15 protein-coding genes are annotated in these 16,079 nt (G+C 63.8%); 3 read left to right on the top strand and 12 right to left on the bottom strand.

Going from position 1 to position 16,079, the window contains the following annotated elements:
• Window positions 1-137: 137 nt before the first annotated feature.
• The 12 genes from M8312_RS13550 to M8312_RS13495 form a co-directional block, all read right to left on the bottom strand.
• The gene (locus tag M8312_RS13550; RefSeq protein ID WP_250118209.1) at window positions 138-2,060 is read right to left on the bottom strand and encodes a hybrid sensor histidine kinase/response regulator; all 1,923 of its coding nucleotides are present in this window, start codon (window positions 2,058-2,060) and stop codon (window positions 138-140) included.
• A gap of 118 nt (window positions 2,061-2,178) precedes the next feature.
• A complete protein-coding gene (locus M8312_RS13545) occupies window positions 2,179-2,820 on the bottom strand; it encodes a chemotaxis protein CheX (RefSeq protein WP_250118208.1) in 642 nt (213 codons plus the stop codon).
• Entirely contained in the window at window positions 2,820-3,200 is a 381-nt protein-coding gene (locus tag M8312_RS13540; RefSeq protein WP_250118207.1) for a response regulator transcription factor, read from the bottom strand. The genes M8312_RS13545 and M8312_RS13540 overlap by 1 nt, the downstream gene beginning before the upstream one ends.
• 90 nt (window positions 3,201-3,290) lie before the next feature.
• Entirely contained in the window at window positions 3,291-3,548 is a 258-nt protein-coding gene (locus tag M8312_RS13535) for a hypothetical protein (RefSeq protein WP_250118206.1), read from the bottom strand.
• Window positions 3,545-5,497 (bottom strand): chemotaxis protein CheA, encoded by a 1,953-nt coding sequence (locus M8312_RS13530; RefSeq protein WP_250118205.1) that lies wholly within the window; start codon window positions 5,495-5,497, stop codon window positions 3,545-3,547. Before M8312_RS13530 ends, M8312_RS13535 begins: the two co-directional genes overlap by 4 nt.
• Entirely contained in the window at window positions 5,490-6,338 is an 849-nt protein-coding gene (locus M8312_RS13525) for a CheR family methyltransferase (RefSeq protein WP_250118204.1), read from the bottom strand. The genes M8312_RS13530 and M8312_RS13525 overlap by 8 nt, the downstream gene beginning before the upstream one ends.
• The gene (gene cheB / locus M8312_RS13520) at window positions 6,335-7,438 is read right to left on the bottom strand and encodes a chemotaxis-specific protein-glutamate methyltransferase CheB (protein ID WP_250118203.1); all 1,104 of its coding nucleotides are present in this window, start codon (window positions 7,436-7,438) and stop codon (window positions 6,335-6,337) included. Before cheB ends, M8312_RS13525 begins: the two co-directional genes overlap by 4 nt.
• The gene (locus M8312_RS13515) at window positions 7,435-8,856 is read right to left on the bottom strand and encodes a chemotaxis protein CheW (RefSeq protein ID WP_250118202.1); all 1,422 of its coding nucleotides are present in this window, start codon (window positions 8,854-8,856) and stop codon (window positions 7,435-7,437) included. Before M8312_RS13515 ends, cheB begins: the two co-directional genes overlap by 4 nt.
• Before the next feature lie 2 nt (window positions 8,857-8,858).
• The gene (locus tag M8312_RS13510) at window positions 8,859-10,715 is read right to left on the bottom strand and encodes a methyl-accepting chemotaxis protein (protein ID WP_250118201.1); all 1,857 of its coding nucleotides are present in this window, start codon (window positions 10,713-10,715) and stop codon (window positions 8,859-8,861) included.
• A 462-nt stretch (window positions 10,716-11,177) separates the two neighbouring features.
• Window positions 11,178-12,032 (bottom strand): NYN domain-containing protein, encoded by an 855-nt coding sequence (locus tag M8312_RS13505; protein ID WP_250118200.1) that lies wholly within the window; start codon window positions 12,030-12,032, stop codon window positions 11,178-11,180.
• 233 nt (window positions 12,033-12,265) lie between these two features.
• Window positions 12,266-13,297, bottom strand: a complete 1,032-nt coding sequence (locus tag M8312_RS13500) for a hypothetical protein (protein WP_250118199.1) — start codon at window positions 13,295-13,297, stop codon at window positions 12,266-12,268.
• Entirely contained in the window at window positions 13,294-13,980 is a 687-nt protein-coding gene (locus M8312_RS13495; RefSeq protein ID WP_250118198.1) for a hypothetical protein, read from the bottom strand. The genes M8312_RS13500 and M8312_RS13495 overlap by 4 nt, the downstream gene beginning before the upstream one ends.
• Window positions 13,981-14,374: 394 nt before the next feature.
• Between M8312_RS13495 and M8312_RS13490 the strand changes: the two genes are divergently transcribed.
• From M8312_RS13490 to M8312_RS13480, 3 genes are all read left to right on the top strand, one after another.
• A complete protein-coding gene (locus M8312_RS13490; RefSeq protein WP_349773287.1) occupies window positions 14,375-14,869 on the top strand; it encodes a pirin family protein in 495 nt (164 codons plus the stop codon).
• A 387-nt stretch (window positions 14,870-15,256) separates the two neighbouring features.
• Complete coding sequence (locus tag M8312_RS13485; protein ID WP_250118196.1) at window positions 15,257-15,427, top strand: hypothetical protein; 171 nt, start codon at window positions 15,257-15,259, stop codon at window positions 15,425-15,427.
• An 84-nt stretch (window positions 15,428-15,511) separates the two neighbouring features.
• Entirely contained in the window at window positions 15,512-16,006 is a 495-nt protein-coding gene (locus tag M8312_RS13480; RefSeq protein ID WP_250118195.1) for a hypothetical protein, read from the top strand.
• Window positions 16,007-16,079: the final 73 nt, after the last annotated feature.

The raw sequence follows: 16,079 nt of genomic DNA, 5'->3' as shown, positions 1-16,079 counted from the left end.
CATGTGCGCCCTAGGTCTGCAAGTGGCCGTAAGTAGACAGTTTGAAAATGATCAATGGTCGACGAAGACCGCCATTGGCTCATTTTTCTCGGAGCTGATTGCCATTCAGAAACCGCTCAGCGACCCTTCGAGCGCGTTTAGTCTAGCAGCTCTCTTATCTTCGCAGCGAAGGTCTGGTGAGTGAACGGCTTTGATAGTAGCTCTACGCCGCTCTCGATGCGACCATCCTTCAGGATGACATCACGCGGATAGCCGGAGACGTAAAGGACCGGCAGGTCAGGGTTCAGCTGATGCGCTGCGTCAGCGAGGTCGCGGCCTGACAGGCCTGGCATGACAACGTCGGTGACCAGCAGGTGGACAGCGGCACCATGCTCGCGAAGCAGCGCGATCGCCGATGCGCCGCCGTTAGCCTCCAGCACCGTGTAGCCAAGCTCAACCAGGCAATCGACCGCGAACTGACGGACGTCTTCGTCGTCCTCGACGATCAGCACCGTCTCGTCGAGCCTTCGGCGCTCATCCTCAATCGCGAACGGCTCGCGAGGCTCGAGGGCGTCGCCGGCAGTCCTCGGCAAATAGATCGACACCGTCGTACCCGCGCCGAGTGTCGAGCGTATATCGATGTCGCCGCCCGACTGCTTGACGAAGCCGTAGACCATCGACAGCCCGAGGCCGGTCCCCTTGCCGACGTCCTTGGTCGTGAAGAAGGGCTCGAACACATGTCCGATGGTTTCCTCGCTCATGCCGGCGCCGTCGTCGGACACCGACAGCACCACATAGTCGCGCGGAAGGACGGTTCCGGACGGCAGCTTGCCCCCGGCCTCGACGTTGGCAAGCTCGACGGTCAGGATACCCGTTCCGCCCATCGCATCGCGGGCGTTCACCGCCAGGTTGAGGATCGCATTCTCAAGCTGGTTGGGGTCGACCTCCACCGTCCAGGCGTCCGCCGGCATGACGGTCCGAAGGTCGATCGTTTCTCCCAACGCTCGAGCCAGGAGGTCGGTCATTCCCTGCAGGAGCCGCGTGACGGCGATCTGCTTGGGCGCCAGTGGCTGGCGGCGGGAAAAGGCGAGGAGCCGCTGGGTCAGCGCCGCGGCCCGTTCCGCGCCCTTGCGAGCGTTGGTCAGCGCGCGCGCAACCCGTTCGTCGCTGGTGCTGTCGAGGCGGTTCAGCGCCATATCGACACTGCCCAGGATGACCGTCAGGAGATTGTTGAAGTCGTGGGCGATCCCGCCGGTGAGCTGGCCGACCGCTTCCATCTTCTGGGCCTGGCGAAGGGCTTCCTCGATCTGAAGCCGCTCGGCGATCTCGCTCTCCACTCTTTGTTCAAGCGTATCGTTGAGCTCTCGAAGCGCGTCTTCGACCCGCTTGGACTCGGTAATGTCGTAGATCACGCCGACGTGGCGCACGCCGCCGCCTTCGACGTCGCGAATGGCCTCCCCGCGGCGGGCGAGCCAGCGGACCTCGAGGTCGTCGGCGCGGGTCACCGCGATTTCCGCGTAAGCAAGTTCGTCTGGTCCGTGGGCCGACGGCTCGAAGAAGTGCGGCGACCCCGGGCGAACCAAGCGATTGATGGTGGCTACCGGCAGGGCGACGGCGGGATTGAGGCCGAGCAGGTGGCAGAACTGTTCCGACACCTGCGCGGTGGCATGGCCGGGGACATGTTCAAAGGTCCCGATCCCGCCCGCGCTCTGGGCAACGCGGAGCCGTTCCTCGACACGCCGGCGGCCCGTAACATCCACCAGGATGCCGGAGAAGCGCTCGGGCAGGCCCGACGCATCCAGGTGGCATCGCCCATGCGCCTCGACCCAGCGCAGCAATCCGTCCGCGCCTATGATCCGGTAGGTTTTGAGGAAGACCTCCGCACCATGGAGGATGCCGGCGACACCGATGCGGATGCGATTAACATCGGCGGGATAGATGGCTGTGAAGAAGGCCCTGGTCGGGAGACCATCCTGTGCGTCGGCCGGATCGATCCCGATCAGCGCCGCCATGCGGTCGTCCAGGTAAAGCCGGTCTTCGCGAATGTCCCAGTCCCAGCTTCCGGCCGCACCGGCAGCCATAAGCGAGATATTCAGACGCTCACGGAGGAGGTCTAGCTGCACGCGGGTGTCCGCTCGATCGGACGCTGCGGGGTCGCTGGTCACTCTCAGCAGTCCAAGTGCATGACACAAGGGACCGTCATGCGACTTCCTGGTCGCCCACCACCTGCTGGATGAACTCCGCAAGCAGCCCCTTGAGCGCGCGCAGCGACGGCATGTCCATCATCATTGCGATATACCCCCGTAAGTCGCGGTGGCGGACCGAGAAGTTGATGTACAGGAACAGGACTAGCCCATCCGCTTCGACCGTCTCCTGCTCGGCAAACAGGGTTGTCCCGGTGCCGCGGCAAACGGTCGGAATCGACATGGTGAGAGGACGCCGAAGCATGTTTGCCATCGTCGCGAGGCAGCTGTTGAGGATGACGTTGCCGGTCTCGGCTAGCGCTTCCTGCTCCATCTCCTTGAGCTCATCCTCGTCGAGCTCGTCGCCGGTCACGGCGCGCGCCAGGGCAAGGCTGTTCTCTTCGGGGAAGATCAGCATCGCCCTCCCCGAAAAAGCCCCGAAGAAGGATTGCCGCACTGCGACCAGGCCATTGCTTTCCCGCTCGCCGAGCAGGGTCGCCGCTTTCTCGCGGCTGACGATCTCGACGGCCGGCACCGACAGTAGCACCTGGTGGCCGACCATCTTGCGGAGCGACGCAGCGGCGCGGCTGACGCCGATGTTGACGACCTCCGTCAGGGCGTCCTGTTCAAGCTCAGTGAGCTCGATGGCTTGTTCCATCAAGAATTCGCGCGCAAGCGGAGTGCCGCGCCGGAAACGAATCCCTGAAGGCCTTCGGCGGTCAGCGGCTTGGCGACGAAAGACGCATTGATCTCCCGGGCACGGGAGATGATCTCATCCTGGATGTTGGCGGTGATGATCGCGATCGGCATGACCGGATAGGTTTCGCGCAGCTCCGCCGCGAGCGTCAGCCCATCCTTCTCCTCCATGTTGAAGTCGATCAGCGCGATGTCGACAGGTTCGCGGCCAACCACTTCCAGGGCGTCGGCGGCACTTGCGGCCTCAATCCTGCGCCACTCAGGCTGGAGCTGGTTCAGCGCCTTGCCGGCGTTGATCCGGGCAAGCTTGCTGTCATCGACGACGAGAACGGTAACGGACATCTGGACACTCCGAGGCACGGACTGAGGTGGCTGAGCGCACCTCCGTTCGGACAAACACGTAAGCGATGATTGCAAGTAGCGAAACAAATTCTACGCAGCTTGTAGGGGGGCGCTGGCGGATGATGCCAGAAACGGAACAATCCATTCCCGCACGAACGGCGCCGGTGTTCCAGTGATGGCGGGCCGAGCGGCCAGCAACAGCTGCAGCACGGCAGCGTGCAGATGCTCGCACTCGCCAAGATCGACGCGGTCGCCGCCCGCCGCGAAGAACTCCAGCAGCGGCTCGGCGTCCTCGGCCGTGCACAGTCCCGATAGCCGGGCTTCGCCATTCGCCACGCTTATCGTCATCCGATGAGTTCCGTCAGGTCGAGGATCAGGAGGATGCTGCCATCGCCCAGGAGGGTGGTTCCGGACACTCCGGGCAACGTGGCGAGCAGCCCCGTCATGGGGCGCAGGAGGACGTCGAGGCGCTCAGAGAAATCGTCGACGGCGATGCCGACCCTTCCGCTGCCGCCATCGACCACGAGGATGCGGACGTCTGGGCTGTCGCTGGGACAGCCAAGGCCGAGCAGCGCCTGCAGGTCGATCAGCGGTAGGGTCTGCCGACGAAGCACGAAGGCGCGCCCGAGCCCGACCGGCAGTATCGAGCGCCGCGGAATGCGAAGGGTCTCGACCACAATGTCGAGTGGCACTGCAAAGCGTTCCTCCCCGGCGCGGACGACCAGGACCGTGGTCAGCGCCGCGGTAGCCGGCAGGCGCAGGCTGACGGTGGTGCCAGCACCGACCTTGCTCGCCAGTGAGATGCGACCGCCAAGGCGTTCGATGGCGCTTCTGACGGCGTCCATGCCCACCCCGCGCCCGGAAATGTCGGTAACGTCCGCCGCTGTCGAGAATCCTGCAGCGAAGACCAGCTGTAGCGAGGCTGCATCATTGATGGCGAAAGCCTGCTCCTCCGTCAGCGCCCCCCGCTCAAGCGCCGCCGATCGAAGCCGGGCGGGATCGATGCCGGCGCCGTCGTCCGCCACTTCGATCAGGATCTGATCGCCGACGGTACGTGCCCGCAGATCCAGGCGTCCACGCGGGTCCTTGCCCGCCTGCTCCCGCGCTTCGCCGGTCTCAATGCCATGGTCCACCGCGTTGCGGACAAGGTGAAGCAGCGGTTCGAACAAGGCGTCCGCCACCGCCTTGTCCACGCGTGTCTCCTCGCCCGCCACTACGAAAGTCACGTGGCGGTCGAGGCGCTGCGAAAGCTCGCGAACCATCCGGGTTAGGCGGCGGAACACGCGGTCGAGCGCCACCATGCGCACGTCCATGACGGCGCGGTGCATGTCGGCGACCACCCGGTCGGTCGCCGACTGGGCAGCGCGAATGGCAGCACCGAGGGCCTTTGGCTCCATTCCTGCTTCGGCACGGGCAGCGAGATGGGCAAGGCCGTTCTTGGTCACCACCAGCTCGCCAACAAGGTCGAGCAGGCGGTCGATGTGCAGCGAATCGACGCGGATGGTGCGCTGGGCTTCGGCCGACACGGCGAGGCCGCTTCCATTGCTAGCCTCCCTTGCCGGAACCGCCGCAACCTCGACCTGGTCGGGCACGAAGCGGAACAAGCGCTGCACATCGGCCAGGCTGGCGGCGGTGACCAGCTCGATGAGGAGGTTGCAGCGGTAAGGATCGACATCGGCAAGCGGCGGCCACGGCTCGACGGACCTGATGTCGAGCACCAGGAGGTCGGGCACGTCGCGGACGAAGGCCATCGGGTCGTCGCCAGCGAAGAAGCAGTCGGTCGCAGGCCGATAGCGGACCGCCACCAGCGGACGACCGGCACTTCGCTCGTCGTCAAGCCGGGCGGCGCTTCGTTCAAGCAGATCGTGGAGCCAGCTCGCCGCTGTGGCCGGCGGGGCTGCGGACGCGTCGGAAGTGCCGGTCAGCGCTAGCAGGCCTGTCGCAATCTGCATCGCCTCGCGCGGCGCATCCAACGGCAGGACGCCGGTCTCCTGGATCGCGTCCATCCACCGGTCGCAGCGGTCGAGGCAGCCCAGCAAGGTGTGTGCCACCTGTGCGTCCATCGCTTTGGTGGCGGCTCGGACCGCTCCGAGCAGGTCCTCGGCGGCATGGAGGGCAACGCCCATCGGCGCGAGGTCGAAGATCGCGACCGAGCCCTTGAGCGTGTGGATCGAGCGAAATGCGCTGTCGATGCGGCCGGTCGCCGATGCATTCTCCTCGAGCGCAAGCAGATCGTCGGTTGCCGCCGCGATCAGCTCGCGTCCCTCGATCATGAATTGCTCGAACAATTCATCCATCGGCACGCTCGTAGACGATCGCATCTTCGAACCGCCGTGATCGAAAGCGGTTCGAAATGCGGCTCATCGATTCCGTGTGCCCGAGGCAAAGGAAGCCGCCGGGGAGCAGCGCATCGTGAAGCTGAGCGGCAGCCGACTCACGCGAGCTTTCATCGAAGTAGATCAGCAGGTTGCGGCAGAAGATGATGTCGAACCGGCCCTGGGCGGCGACGGAGGCGCGGTCGATGAGGTTCGTGCGCGTGAAGCGGACGGACTCCTTGATATCCTGGATGATCATCCGGTCGCCGCCGCCTTGTGGTTCGAAATAGGTGTCGAGCACTTCCGGCGGGAGCTTGGCAAGGGCCCGCGGGCCATAGCGACCATTGAGCGCTGCCTCGATCGCCAGCGTGTCGATGTCCGATCCGACGATCTCAATATTGTAGACATCGACCATGGCCCAGTTTTCCAACAGCCACAGGGCAATCGAATAGGGTTCTTCACCGGTGGAACAGGGAAGCGACCAGATCCGTACCAGATCGCCCGGACGCTTGTTGCGGACCACTTCGGGCAGCAGGGAGCGACCGAGGCAGCGCAATTGGTGCTCCTCCCGATAGAAGTAGGTCTCGTTGACCGTGAAGCTGTTGATCAGTTCCTGCGCTTCGCCCTCGTCGTCGCGCAGCAGGCCATAGTAATCGGAGAAGGTGCGGCTGCCGGTGACCTTGATTCGATCGGCCACGCGGCGGTCTATGTAATACCTCTTCTTTTCCTCGAAGAGCATGCCGGTGCGCCGGTAAACGAAGTTGCTGAGCCGGACGAGCTCGTCCGCGGTAAGGGGCGCGTGGCTTTGTTCCAAAGGGATCATCGGCATCCGAATGCCTCGACCAGGCAAGCCGCGATCCGGGTGAGCGGAACGACCGCGTCGGCCCCGCCGCTCTTCACCAACTCGCCCGGCATGCCCCAGACGATCGCGCTTTCCTCGGCCTCGGCAATGACATAGCCACCATTTCGATGGAGCTCGGTCAACGTCGCAGCGCCATCATTGCCCATTCCCGTCATCAGGATTCCGACGAGCCTTTCCGGCGGAACCACGGTCATGGCGCTCTGAACGAGCCGGTCAACACTTGGGTGCCAGCGAAAGGTCGAAGCGGCGGGCGCGGCCGATGCGATCAGCACCCCCCGCTGCCGCCGGACGATCATGTCCGCATCGCCCCGGGCGACGTAAACGGTGCCGGCAGCAAGCGACGTCGGGGCACTGACCTCGACCACCTGAAGAGCGCAGGCCTTGTCGAGACGCCGCGCCAGCGCGCCGGTAAAGGACGACGGCATGTGCTGGGCGACCAGAATCGGCCACGGAAAGTCGGCCGGCAGCGGCGTCAGCAAGGCATCGAGCGCCTGCGGCCCACCTGTCGACGTTCCGACCAGCACCAGCCCATCGCTACCGAGGGGCCGGAGCGGAGCGCGTGTTCCCTCCGCCCGGGTTGGAGCCGATCCGCGTCGTAGAGCCGGCCGTGCGCCTTGCCGCCCAACCTTCGCTCGAACCCTCTCGGCGAGGCGAAGCGTGGGTCTGATCCGCGCCTGTGCGGCAGCCCGCACCTTCTCGATCAGCCGAGGCGCCAGGCTGTCGATATCGAGACTGACCGCGCCTTCGGGCTTGGGGACGAAGTCGACCGCGCCAAGTTCGAGCGCCTGCATGGTCTCGGCGGCGCCGCTCTCGGTCCGCTGCGAGACCATTACGACGGGGCAAGGCCGCTCGATCATGATACGGTCAAGGCAGGCGAGCCCATCCATCTCGGGCATATGGATGTCGAGCGTGATGACGTCAGGCTCGAACACGTGCAGCTTGGCCATCGCCTCGGCGCCATTGCGCGCGATTTCGACGACGAAGTCGCTCTCCGCTTCGAAGATACCGCCGATCAGCCGCCGCATAAGCGCCGAATCGTCAACCACCAACAAGCGGATCATGGACCGGCCGGTGCCGTCTCCCGGATGGCGGCGACGATGTCCTGTTCGGCCCGGTCGAGCAGTTCCTGCGGGTCGACCAGCAGGATCATCCGGCCGTCGACCTCGAGGTTCGCGATCCGGTCGATTAGCTTGTTGTCCCGGGCCGCAAGTAGCGGCGGCGGCCGCAACCGATCGGCGGCAATGCCGAGGACCTCCGAAACACCATCAACGATGAAGCCGGCCAGCGCCTTGCCGATGCGGACGATGATCACCTTGGGTTTTCGCGCCGAGCGGCTGGCGGGTGCCTGGAACCGGCCCCGCTGATCGATGATCGGCACTATCTCCCCGCGAAGGTTCATCACCCCTTCGACGAACTTGGGTGCCTTAGGCAGCGTAGTCAGCTTGTCGGGCATGACGATCACCTCGGCAACGCTGTCGATCGGTAAGCCATAATGCTCGTCCGCGAGCTGAAAGATGACGAACTGCTCGATCTCGGAGGAGTCGGCCGTGCCTGCCATGTCGAGATCTTCCTTGTCGCTTTCGGCCGCGAGGCGCTCCGCCAATCCATCCCGAAGCAGATGGTCGGTCGACAGGATCGACATTAGACGATCACCATCATCGAACCTGCAGATCGCCTGGATCTGTGCTTCCTGCCTACCCCGCGTCAGCACGGTTGGCACCGGGTCGATCTGGTCGGAAGACGCGCGAACGATCGCCTTGGCCGCATCGACGATCATCCCGACTCGGACGTTGCCGATAACGGCAACCACGATCTTGGCCCCCGCGCCGACGGTCGCGCCGCCTAGGCCGAGCAGGGTGGCTAGGGAAACCAGCGGGAGCAGCCGGTTGCGCAACGTGACCACGCCCACCATCGCATCGTCCGTCCGCGGCAACACCACCATGCTCGCCGGAACCGCCAGCACCTCGCGCACCGCGGCGAGCGGCAGGCCGAATTCTTGGCCCGCGATCACAAAGCTGAAAAAGGCCACGGTGGCCGTAGCCTCGGCCGCGTCGGCCTCTCGTTTCTCTGAAACCCCCGACGCGATCGGGGCGACCGTCTTCGTTCGGGTGCCGAACCGCGCCTTGAGCAGCGCTTCGACGTCGATCGTCCGGACGGGCTGCTCACCATCGTGCAAGGCGTCCGACCGCTCGAGCGCGGATACCTCGTCGACGGTAAGACCGACAGGACTGTCGTGGTCGACGACCACCACCCGGCGGGACGTCGCGTCGCTATCCTTGCCCAGCAAGACGGCGAGCGAGACGACCGGAATCACCGTCCCGCGAAGGTTGGCGACGCCGACCAGGCCAGGGTCGCTCAAGGGGACCCGGGTCACGGCCGGCGTTCGAATGACCTCGGCAACGCTTGCGGCCGCGATCGCCAGCCGCTCGCCGGCGACGGAGACCAGCAGCGCCTGCTCAGCTGCGCGCGCTCCTGCCATCGTCAAACGTCCGCACGTTGAAGCTCACCAGCGAGCGACGCAATCTCCTCGATGGCCGCGGCAAGGTCCTCTGCGCCCTGCGACTGCTCGTTCGCGGCGCTCGACGCCTCCGTCGCAGCCGAGGCCGCCTGCTCCGCAACCGCCGCGACCTGTTGCGTCCCCTTGGTTACCTCCTGCACGGCCGCCAGGATCGTCTCGGCAGCGTCGGCGATGTCGCGATTGCCGAGACGGAGATGCTCGACTTCCGCGCCAATCGCGTCGAGCCGCGCCAAGATCTGCCGATTGCGCGCAATCTCGACCTCACCGGCAGCCGCGATCTGCTCGAGGTCGCGGCGCACGATCGCGATCTGTCCACGCATCGTCTCAACCACGTCCTTCGCCAGCTCGGCATTGGCGGCGGTTTCACGGGCGAGCTTGCGAATGTCGCCGGACACGATCGCGAACCCGCGCCCACTCTCGCCAGCGCGCGCCGCCTCGACCGAGCCGCTGACGGCGAGCATGTTGGTCTGCACCGCGATCAGCGCGACGGCATCGACCATTTTGCCGACGGAGCGGCAGGACTCGTCAATCTGTTCGATCAGCAGGCCGACTGCCCGCGTCTCGTCGAGCGCCGCGGACACGCCGTTGGCAAGCTCTTCCATCGCAGCGCGGCTGTCCTCGATCAGCGTCGTCATGGCAGCGGCCCGGTCGAGGGCCTCCGATGCCCGCTCGCGGCTTTGCGTCGCCGAGCGCTCGATCTGCGTCATGGCGGTATTCGACTGAAGCGTCGTCGCCGCCTGGATCTCGGCGCCGCGGCTGATCTGCTCGATCGCCGCCATGATCTGGGTCGCTGCTCCGGACAGTTCCTGGACCGTCGCCGACAGCTCCTCGGCCGACGCGGCCACCTGGTCGACGGCCGAGCCCGCACTGCCCGACTGGAGCGCCGCCGCGACGATCGCCAGTTGCTCCGCCGCCTGCTGGCTTTCCTCGAGCGACTGGGTTTGCTGGTCAATGCCGCGCTGCGCTTCGGCCGCTGCCGCTGCTTGCTCCTCGGCGGCACTGGCAACCTGCTCAGCCGCACGCTGCGCCTCGCGCGCCGCGCCTTCGGCTTCGATCGAGGAGATCAGGATCGACTGCGCGCTCGCCGCGAGGTCGGCCATGTCGGAGCGTACCGAGACCAGCCGCTCGGAGACGGAGCGACCCTTGGCTGCATCGGCGGCCGCGGTGCTCGACGCCGTACGGATGCGTTCGGCGATTACTCGGACCTCGCCCGCGACCCGGTCCGCGGTGCTGCGGATGTCGCCCGCACTCGTTTCCGAATTCTCCGCCAGCGCACGAACCTCGTCCGCAACCACCGCAAAGCCGCTACCCTTGTCGCCGGCCCGCGCAGCCTCAATCGCCGCATTCAGCGCCAGCAGATTGGTCTGCTCGGAAATCTCGCCGACGCCTTCGGTGATTTCGCGGATACGGCCCGACTGCTGTTCCAGTTTTTCGACGAACTGCACGGACGCGAGCTGGCGCGCGGCATTGGCCTCGACCGACGCCGTCGACGCGTCGATCACGGCGGCGCTTTCGGCAAGGCCGGTGTGGAGGGCTTCGGATGCGCGCTGAACTGTCTCGGCCCGGCTCCGGGCACTGCCGAAATTGGCATTGAGCTGCGAGACCGCAGCCAGCGTCTGCTGGGACGCCCCGGCCGCCTCCTCGGCGCCGCTGGCGATTTGCTCCATCGCCTGCCGAAGCTCCTCGGCGGCTGCCGACGCTTGGGTCAGGCCACTCGCCAGCTCCTCGCTGGCGGTGCCGATCCGCTCGGCCGCCCGCTGCCGGCGATCCTCCGGATTGCCGGTGGGAGCTGCGCTGGCCGCTTCACGGCGCTTCGGCAAAGGCGGAGCGCTGTCTACGGGCTTGGCTACGCGCTTGTGCCGGTTGCGCTCGGAAACCGCCGTTGTTTTCACCAAAGCCACGCATTTCTCCCGCAAATCGCGGTCAGAGAGTGAACGTCCGCAGCGAACAACCACTCTGACCACTCTTCCTAGTTGGGGAGGGAGGCCCTTGTCACCTGTTGTGCTGCGCTGTTGCTCGCCTTGATGAAGATGGATCTCGACGCGTGAGGATCATTTTCGCTGGTCAGAACGGAAGACACAGCCAGGTGCTAGGCGAATTCATATGGCCTGCTAGTTCGCTGCACCAGCATCCGCTTTAGGGTACAGAGGGTCAGCAGGAAGCGTCTGAAAAGGTCGCTCAGCCGCACCAATCCTTCGAATGGATGAACGTCAGCCATTCGCCTTCCCTCGCCCGAAAGCGGCCGTTCCGCTTCCCACCAACATTAGACTGGTGCATGCTCATCAAAATCGAGGCTTCGCGGCTCGTTCCTTGTTCCGCTTGTCGGCAACATAACTCTGACCGGTCTCTTCGGCTCTCACGATTTCGAACAGGCCGACCGCTTCGAAGAGCTTTGGGAAATTACGAGCACCATAATTACGGGGATCAATCGGTGCTTGGCGTTTTGCCGCGTTGCCCGCAGCATCGAGCGGAGCCCAGCCATCATCACCGGCGGTTGCTTCCACGGCTCCGCGAAGCACAGCCACCAACTTTGTGTCTTGGCTAAGGGGAGCCTTTGAGGCCTTCCCCTCAGCACTCGGCTTCGGCTGTGCGACCGTCTTGGCCGGCACGTCCCTAGTCACACCTATTGGGCCGCTCGTGGAAGGCGGAGCGACACTGCTTTGCCCTTCGCCAAGCCGGTCTAGGTAGAGAAAGGTGGTGCAAGCATTTACGAACGGATCCGGCGTCTTTCGCTCTCCGAAGCCATAAACGTCTTGCCCACTTGCCTTGAGGTGCATCACCAACGGTGTGAAATCTGCATCGCTGGAGGCGATGCAGAACGCGTCCGGCTTCTGCGTGTAGAGCAATTCCATCGCCTCGATCACAAGGGCCATGTCGGTGGCGTTCTTGCCCTTCGAGTAGCTGAATTGCTGGACTGGGCGGATGGCGTGTTCGTGAAGCTTGGAGGTCCAGCCCTTCATGCCTGGAGCCGTCCAATCACCATAGGCCCGGCGAATGTTTGCGACTCCGTACTTCGACAGCTCTGCAAGCATTGCCGCGATGGTGCTGTGTGAAACGTTGTCGGCATCTATCAACAAGGCAATGCGCCGATCGGGGCTCGGACTTCCGGTTTGGTCTGGGTTCGCGCGCGGTTCCATACGCGGCTCATACAATTGCTCAGGGCTAGTCAGCCAGCACCAACTCAGACTCGGGTGACCAGTCAGCGAACGTCTGCATTTTGCCTGTGCTGCCCGAAAGCCGCCGTTCTGCTGACCACCAGGAGGAGACAGCGAAAAGACGTCAGCCTCAGTGCTCGTAAGTGAAGGTATGGTTCTCGGGTCCCGTCACCACTCTGTCGAACTACTCTCGCCGATGGATCGTAATCGGCGGCTCAGACCGGCAGCACCGGAAGGCAGAGCAGCGGCGACTCCTGTTCCTGTCTCGCCGCTTCAAGCCAAGCTCGTCCTGTGATCTGCTGCCGGTCGAGTTCAACCAACGTCATTACCGATGCGGCAGCCGCCTGCTCACGCTGACGAAAGCTGCTGGTGATCCCCCGAAGACGGTCAGACTTCGTCTCAAGTGCCTCACCCCAAGCAGCGGATCCGGCTTGCGGGAGTTCTGTTTCCATTTCCTTGAGAACCGAAACGCCGAGCTTCACGTGCTCACCCATCTTGATCAGGGCAGACGCACTCTCCTCGGCAGCCCTGCGAGCCACCAAATCATCACCAGAAGCGAGTCTCGCCTGAACCCGGGTCGACGCACTCAAGGCAAAGGCCTCGACGAACGGGTCAGCTCCGATGAGGTCGCCTCGGCCGAGTAGCTCGATGGCTCGGCGCTGGAACCCATTCCACAATGAGTGAGACTGTCTTGCGACCTCTCGCCAGGACTGATCCGGCTGACCAAGCAGCCAACCCTCGTCCATCTGCTCGACAGTGGTCCGGAGCGCACTGAAATCGTCTAGAATGCGGTCTTGCCTCAGAGCTTCGACACTCTTGGACAGCTTATCCAGCTTGTCTCCGAGAGCTTCGACTTTCTTCTCGACCCGGGCAATCTTCGCCGCGATCACTGCAAAGCCCGCGACGGAGACGCCGATGCCGGCAGCACTCAACGCAAGGTTCGCAACCTGCATGTTCTGCAGCACACCAATGGCCGCCTTCATCTGCTCGTTCTGTGCGTAGCTAACCGCGTGCCCGATCACATCGACACCGATGTTTGCACCCTGCAAGGGCAAGCTCGCCGGCGCAGACAGCGCTTTCAACGCCAGATTACTAAGCGCAGCTGTCTCCTGAAGGTGACCGACGATCTGCCCGCTCGTGAGAGAGCGTATGATAGACCCATAGACCCGAAACTCTCCGGAGCTCACTCCGGTGAGAAGGTGGTGCGGGACCTCGCGCAGAAGGAGGCCGGAAGCCGTTGCGCTCAACACGCCTTCTTCGCCCGTTCGGCGGTCGCTTCTAGCACAGCAATCAATTGCTCGAGCACAGCTGGGTGCTTCTCCGATCCCTTAAGCAGGATGCTGACCACGTGCTCTCGTACCTTCCTACGCAGAGGGGCTTCCGTCTTGTCCCAGAGCTTGCCCGTATTGAGTAGGCCCGTGGCGATGCCGACAGCGGCAAGCGCCCCGCCACCGACGACAACTGGCCAACTGATTGCAGTGGTCGTCACCAAGCCGAAGAAGGCAGTAGATGTGGTGACCGCCATCGCCGGGACTGCCGCGAGCGCTGCCACGCCTCCAGCGAGAGGACCGGCCGCAAGAGCCACGTCGGCCAATCCGCCGTCGGCGTGATGGTCTTCTCCGCCGCTCATGGGCTCGTATTGCCAGGTGGAGTGGCATTCGACGATCCTCCAGAGAGCCCCGTTTGCCCGGTCCACAAAGGCATCAACGATCGGCCGAGCGACGGCGTGCACAGTAGGAGTAACGCGTTCAGCGATGAATCGACTTTGGGCTAGAAGCCCCTCCTTCCAAGTGGCCTGCTTCAGATCCTTTTCGAAGTCAGCGATGAGGTCGCCCGCGACTTGGTTCAGCGTCGCTGCCGCGGCTAGCGTGTAGTCGTCGCGCCAAGCATTGATTTCGTGATTATCGAAAAGGTTTAGAAGGTTGAACAAGAGGCCACCCCCGTTCGCATGGTGGCGGATGGGTTCTGCTCCTGCAAGCTCTGCTTCTAATATCCCTCTGCCATGCAGGCTCGTGTGGACTAGCGTTTCGGTGATCCCGTCGTGCGAGCAGGCCATCATCTCTCGCGGGTCAAGGAAGCTCTTCTCCTTCGCTGCAAATTAGCTCAGTCCTGCGCTGGCATCGCAAGTACTAAGCTCTAAATGTCGAATCGCGACCCTTTCTAGAGACGCTCGGGAAAGGCGCAGAGCGGCCGCTGCGTTCGAATAACTGCGGCGTCGGGTGTCACGAACCTCGTGGCGATCAACTTGGAACGTAGCAAGCCAACATTCCGCCATTCGGCGAGAGGCGAGAACAAGTCGTGCTCAGCACCCAGGACGCCGGCTCATGGGCCGCCGAACGAGCCGAGTTAAACGAGTCCCGACCGGGACTTCCCCCCACCGATCGAGTTTTCAAGTTGCCGCAGCGGAGGAGACTGGAAAAGTTGGCCCGAAGCGGAATTCGCTCAAAATGGCCTCACGAGCTTCCCGGACCCTTGCCACCTTCCATTCAAGCGAGCGGGACGACATCGGCAACCTGATCACCAGGCGCCCCCTGCCCGGCCCACGCGTCGAGCAGATCAGCCCGTTCCTGTTTCTCAATCACCACGGACCTCAGGTCTATCCACCAAACAACCACGGACTGCCTTTCGGCCCGCACCCTCACCGGGGCTTCGAAACCGTGACGTTCATCCTCGAGGGCAGCCTCGCGCATCATGATACTGGCGGGCACCACAGCACCATTGAAGCAGGCGGTGTCCAGTGGATGACAGCTGGCCGCGGGCTGATCCATGCCGAGGTTCGCAGAAGAAAAGCCCGTGCTAAAATAGGCTGGCCATTTTAGCGGTACTGCGCCCATTCAGGAAACCGTTACAAATGGGCCTCCATGTAACGTTTATCCTGCCGATTCCTGAACTGAAGCGGGGTCTCCTGTAACGCTTGGGGGTGTTCCTGGGAAACTGCCCCCAGCGTTACAGGGACAGTTCAGGGTCTAGGAAGTGAGCTGTTGATGAGGCCGAGCCGTGGTCTCTACATCTCGACCGTATGGGAGAGGCCGGACTGTGTCCGGCGCGGCTCAACCGAACGGGGGGAATTGGTAATGTCAGCAGCGAACGACGAAGTGACGAATGGCAGCCTGGAAGGTCTGTCCGGGAGTGTTGATGCGAGCGACGGATTGCCGAAGGAATTCGTTCGGTATCTTGCTTCCGTCGCTCTCGATTTGCATCGAGGGATGACCCCGTCAGCCCGGGTGCAAGCAGCGCTCAGGAACAGTGATGAGCGGAGCGAAATCCTTGAGACGTTGAGCGTTGAAGTCTCGCCGCAGGACGTCAACCCGGTCATCTGGTCGAGGTGGTTGGCAGGCGGCAAGCCGCCCTTCCTTGAGAAGCCGGTGAAGCCTTAACTGAAGAAGCCGACGAGGCCAATCGAACGGCCCGCCAACATGATTGCGCGAACCACTCCGAGGGTCACCGAGCAGCAGGCGAAGGTGGACGAGGCAAGGGCCCGTTTGGCTCAGGAGGAGGAGTATCTCACCCTCCTCCGCGCGCATGACAATGCAGCGGTCTACTTCGTTGTCGTGAACCAGCTCAGGTCTATCATGGAGCCGGTGTTCGCGATGGGTCCGGCATGGACGGTGATGCGGTCTATGAGCGCTCACCTGAGCGAGGAGAAGGCCGAGGAAGAGACGGCTCTCCTGTTCGGCAAAGAGAAGACGGCGGCAATTGAAAAGCTGCGTAGGCAGCGGGTCGAAGAAACGCAGAAGCTGCTTGAGGTTCTGGACCTCGGCAGCGGCAACAGCGACTTCGAGGCTGACCTCCGGTCGGCTCTCCTCAAGGTAGTCATGAACTGGGACCAGAAGAGGGAACGCTTGACCGCTGATGGTCGCCGGCCGCGCGCCAAGAAGGACGTGGCCGCGACGGTCCATCCGAAGTCTCGCACGGATGGGACGGAGGTCCTTGAGGTATTGAAGAAGTCTAGCTAGGAGCCTTCCAAACGCGAGCTAGGGGACCCCGGCTGGAGAGATCCGGCCGGGGTTTTTCCTTGCCCGATGGGAC

Source organism: Sphingomonas sp. KRR8 (assembly GCF_023559245.1).
GTDB lineage: Bacteria > Pseudomonadota > Alphaproteobacteria > Sphingomonadales > Sphingomonadaceae > Sphingomicrobium.
The sequence above is the reverse complement of the archived record's forward strand: the minus strand, read 5'-3'. Positions and strand labels throughout refer to the sequence as shown.

What these genes read in the sequence shown, in the direction of transcription:
- M8312_RS13530 (WP_250118205.1), bottom strand. Translation starts at nt 5,497, where the DNA reads ATGGATGAATTGTTCGAGCAATTCATGATCGAGGGACGCGAGCTGATC.
- M8312_RS13505 (WP_250118200.1), bottom strand. Translation starts at nt 12,032, where the DNA reads ATGGAACCGCGCGCGAACCCAGACCAAACCGGAAGTCCGAGCCCCGAT.
- M8312_RS13545 (WP_250118208.1), bottom strand. Translation starts at nt 2,820, where the DNA reads ATGGAACAAGCCATCGAGCTCACTGAGCTTGAACAGGACGCCCTGACG.
- M8312_RS13490 (WP_349773287.1), top strand. Translation starts at nt 14,375, where the DNA reads ATGGGCCGCCGAACGAGCCGAGTTAAACGAGTCCCGACCGGGACTTCC.
- cheB (WP_250118203.1), bottom strand. Translation starts at nt 7,438, where the DNA reads ATGATCCGCTTGTTGGTGGTTGACGATTCGGCGCTTATGCGGCGGCTG.
- M8312_RS13550 (WP_250118209.1), bottom strand. Translation starts at nt 2,060, where the DNA reads ATGGCTGCCGGTGCGGCCGGAAGCTGGGACTGGGACATTCGCGAAGAC.
- M8312_RS13535 (WP_250118206.1), bottom strand. Translation starts at nt 3,548, where the DNA reads ATGACGATAAGCGTGGCGAATGGCGAAGCCCGGCTATCGGGACTGTGC.
- M8312_RS13540 (WP_250118207.1), bottom strand. Translation starts at nt 3,200, where the DNA reads ATGTCCGTTACCGTTCTCGTCGTCGATGACAGCAAGCTTGCCCGGATC.
- M8312_RS13515 (WP_250118202.1), bottom strand. Translation starts at nt 8,856, where the DNA reads ATGGCAGGAGCGCGCGCAGCTGAGCAGGCGCTGCTGGTCTCCGTCGCC.
- M8312_RS13485 (WP_250118196.1), top strand. Translation starts at nt 15,257, where the DNA reads ATGACCCCGTCAGCCCGGGTGCAAGCAGCGCTCAGGAACAGTGATGAG.
- M8312_RS13525 (WP_250118204.1), bottom strand. Translation starts at nt 6,338, where the DNA reads ATGATCCCTTTGGAACAAAGCCACGCGCCCCTTACCGCGGACGAGCTC.